The 2,741-nt window shown below is 42.6% G+C and carries 4 protein-coding genes; 3 read left to right on the plus strand and 1 reads right to left on the minus strand.

All coding sequences use genetic code 11. The annotated features are described in order from the left end of the window. Positions 1–429: 429 nt before the first annotated feature. Positions 430–1,647: a tRNA nucleotidyltransferase/poly(A) polymerase-related protein gene (locus IM496_RS16910; protein WP_287662660.1), complete on the minus strand. Its 1,218-nt coding sequence runs from the start codon at positions 1,645–1,647 to the stop codon at positions 430–432. A gap of 94 nt (positions 1,648–1,741) precedes the next feature. On the opposite strand from IM496_RS16910, the gene IM496_RS16915 reads away from it, so the two are divergent. The 3 genes from IM496_RS16915 to IM496_RS16925 all read left to right on the plus strand — a co-directional run bounded on the left by IM496_RS16915 (position 1,742) and on the right by IM496_RS16925 (position 2,557). Next, complete coding sequence (locus IM496_RS16915) at positions 1,742–1,990, plus strand: Ycf34 family protein (RefSeq protein ID WP_002760106.1); 249 nt, start codon at positions 1,742–1,744, stop codon at positions 1,988–1,990. Positions 1,991–2,100: 110 nt separating this feature from the next. Continuing rightward, positions 2,101–2,358, plus strand: a complete 258-nt coding sequence (locus IM496_RS16920) for a hypothetical protein (protein WP_287662661.1) — start codon at positions 2,101–2,103, stop codon at positions 2,356–2,358. Then, entirely contained in the window at positions 2,348–2,557 is a 210-nt protein-coding gene (locus IM496_RS16925; RefSeq protein WP_194018370.1) for a PIN domain-containing protein, read from the plus strand. Before IM496_RS16920 ends, IM496_RS16925 begins: the two co-directional genes overlap by 11 nt. Positions 2,558–2,741: the final 184 nt, after the last annotated feature.

The raw sequence follows: 2,741 nt of genomic DNA on the forward strand, positions 1-2,741 counted from the left end.
CAGGTGGTCAACTACCTAATTTTCAGGGAAAAAGTACCTGAATTTTCCCCCCGATCACTCCAAGTCCCAGTACTTTTTGATTGACAAAAAGTCTAAAAGTCTTACCCAACAAGGTTTTTAGATTTATTCAGCAAACCCTAAATAAATCTCAGTTTTGGATAATCTGAGTTTTGGATAAGTCGAAACCCCGAGACTCAATCGGAATCTAAAACTCTGATTAACAGACAAAACTCTCCAAACTGTGAACAATTGCTAAGTAGGTAGGCGTTAAAAGTTGTCAGATGCCCCCCTTATTAAGGGGGGATTAAGGGGGGATCGGCACCCCCCTTATCAAGGGTAGATCCCCCCGCCTATCGGCACCCCCCTTATCAAGGGGGGCAGGGGGGATCAGACCTAAAATCCATTTTTAATTTAATTATAACCAACCACTTATAATAACTTTTTAGCAAAATCGATCGCCTCCTGAAAAACTGTGACTTGGCCCTCAATTTGGGCAATTTGTACCTCGGTTAATAACTTACCAATAATCGGACTGGGTTTCAGGTGTAAATGGTTAATTAAATCATCGCCCCTTAATAAAGGTCGGGGATGGGCGATAATATTATCAGGATCGAGATAGGAAGTCAACAGAGAAGCGACGATATTTTTGTTAATCCCCATCGATAAAGCAAAAAGGGCAAAGATAGGAAATACTTTTCCCGTATTTAGATAAATAAAATACTGTTCCCGCAGACTTAAATTATCTGCCTCCTTGAGGGGAGGTAAACACTTAATCACCGTGATTACCGTGCGAATTTCCCCACGGGAATACTTGAGATCGATTAACTCTTTTTCCGCTTCTGCCAAAATATCCGATACCAATAGGGCCAATTTTGTCAACTGTAACTGAGAAGGGGAAAAGATAAATTTTTCCGGTAACAAAGATTCTAAAAATCCCGCTGCCGCTTCCACCCCCATAACTCGATCGATTTTTGCGGGGGTAATCCGACGCAACCAGAGAGATAATAAGCCATCTTCCCAGGCACTTTTTAGCCATTTATTGCCACGGGAATTGAGCAAAAGGTAGTTTAACTCGGATTGTACCCTTTCGGCGGCTACAAGGCGCAATAAAGGGGCAAGAGAACGAATAGTTGCACGGGTATGGGGTTCGATCTCAAAGTCCAATTGAGCCGCTTGTCGATAGGCCCTTAATAATCTTAGGGGATCATCCTGGAGATTTTCGCGGGAAATCATCCGCAGGGATTGGCAGCCTAAATCTTTTAATCCCCCTAAAGGATCGAAAATTTCTTGGGTGTGGAGATTATAAGCGAGAGCATTAACGGTGAAATCCCGTCTTTTTAGGTCTATTTCTAGAGATTCTCCCTCCTGTTGCGCGAAATCAAGAGTCCCCTGGGGAAAAACGACGCGAGCAATTTGACGAACGGCATCTAAAACCACAAAACCCGCTTTATAATGATGGGCAATAGTTTGGGCAATTTCGATCGCTTTTTCGGGAACCACAAAATCTAGGTCAATATAGTCTTTCTGACGGTTTAATAAAGCGTCTCGCACAGCACCACCAACTAAATAAGCATTTTCTGGCAATTCTTGCCGATTAATCGCAAAAACTTCTTTAACTAAACTATCTAGGTTTTTTTGACAAGACATCGAGAAGATAAATTTACAAAAATATAATTTTGACCGGCCCCATTTGGGGAGAGACTGAGCTAGATTAGCGGAAAAGACTTATAGAGTTAAACCTATGTGTATTTGTATTAACTGCTATTTTGTTGATCGCTGTCTCACCTATCATGCCGTAGAAACACAACATCAGGAACGTCATCTCACCGAGACACCGGACTTTGAAGCGAAGAACCCTTCTATTAACGTTAACATTCGCACCAAGGAAGATTATATCGAAATGGAATGGGATGTGGTAGGTTGTGAAAGCTTTTTGCGCGAAACCGGTAAATGGTCTAGTTTGCGGCCGGGTGAACCAATTCCCACCTAAAACACCTGAACTACCCATACATATCTACTACAAGAGCCGAAAGTTAATCCACAAATATGTCTTGGACAGCCAACGATTCGAGGAATGCGTAATTTAAGAGCGAGGTATTTATGGGTAAAGAAGAAGAACTACTTGAACAATGGCGAGAATTGACCCCGGAAAAGCAACAAAAAGTTTGGCAATTTGTTCAAATACTTAAATCTGAGTCACAAACAACACCAGAAGCTAAATTTATTCCCCAAACACCATTAAGCAAAAAGTTATGGGAAATCCGACAGCGGGCGATCGCAGCTGAATTGCAACTGCTCAATGAAGATGAAATAGAACAAGAACTTGCTGCACGTCGAGGAGGGTGCAGTGAGTCATGAAATTGCTGGCACTTACGGTTTAGCGGCGATGGATGCACTTCATGTTGCTGCTGCGCTGCAAATTCAAGCTGATGAACTAAGGGACTTGCGCTTTGATAATGTACCTTTTGGGCGAACGCAGTTCGCCCCTACATTGTGGACAAAATCCGTTACTGTAGGGGCGCAATGCTTGCGCCCTCCAATCGCTCAGGTTTGCTGATCACCCTAAGTAGGGTTGGCTGAATAATGGTAAAAACCTTACAGGAAAGGGCTTTTAGCTTGATTGAGAGCTTCCCAAATGCACTTAAATCTGCTAGAATCTTTTAAAACCCTTGCATCACCCTTGCATCACCCTTGCATCTTCTCTAATTAGTGCTAATGTACCGTAAAAGCGAGTTACCCTC

Source organism: Microcystis sp. M049S2 (assembly GCF_020245625.1).
Lineage (GTDB): Bacteria > Cyanobacteriota > Cyanobacteriia > Cyanobacteriales > Microcystaceae > Microcystis > Microcystis ichthyoblabe_A.

Coding starts and splice junctions, on each gene's coding strand:
- IM496_RS16910 (WP_287662660.1), bottom strand. CDS start 1,647: ATGTCTTGTCAAAAAAACCTAGATAGTTTAGTTAAAGAAGTTTTTGCG.
- IM496_RS16915 (WP_002760106.1), top strand. CDS start 1,742: ATGTGTATTTGTATTAACTGCTATTTTGTTGATCGCTGTCTCACCTAT.
- IM496_RS16920 (WP_287662661.1), top strand. CDS start 2,101: ATGGGTAAAGAAGAAGAACTACTTGAACAATGGCGAGAATTGACCCCG.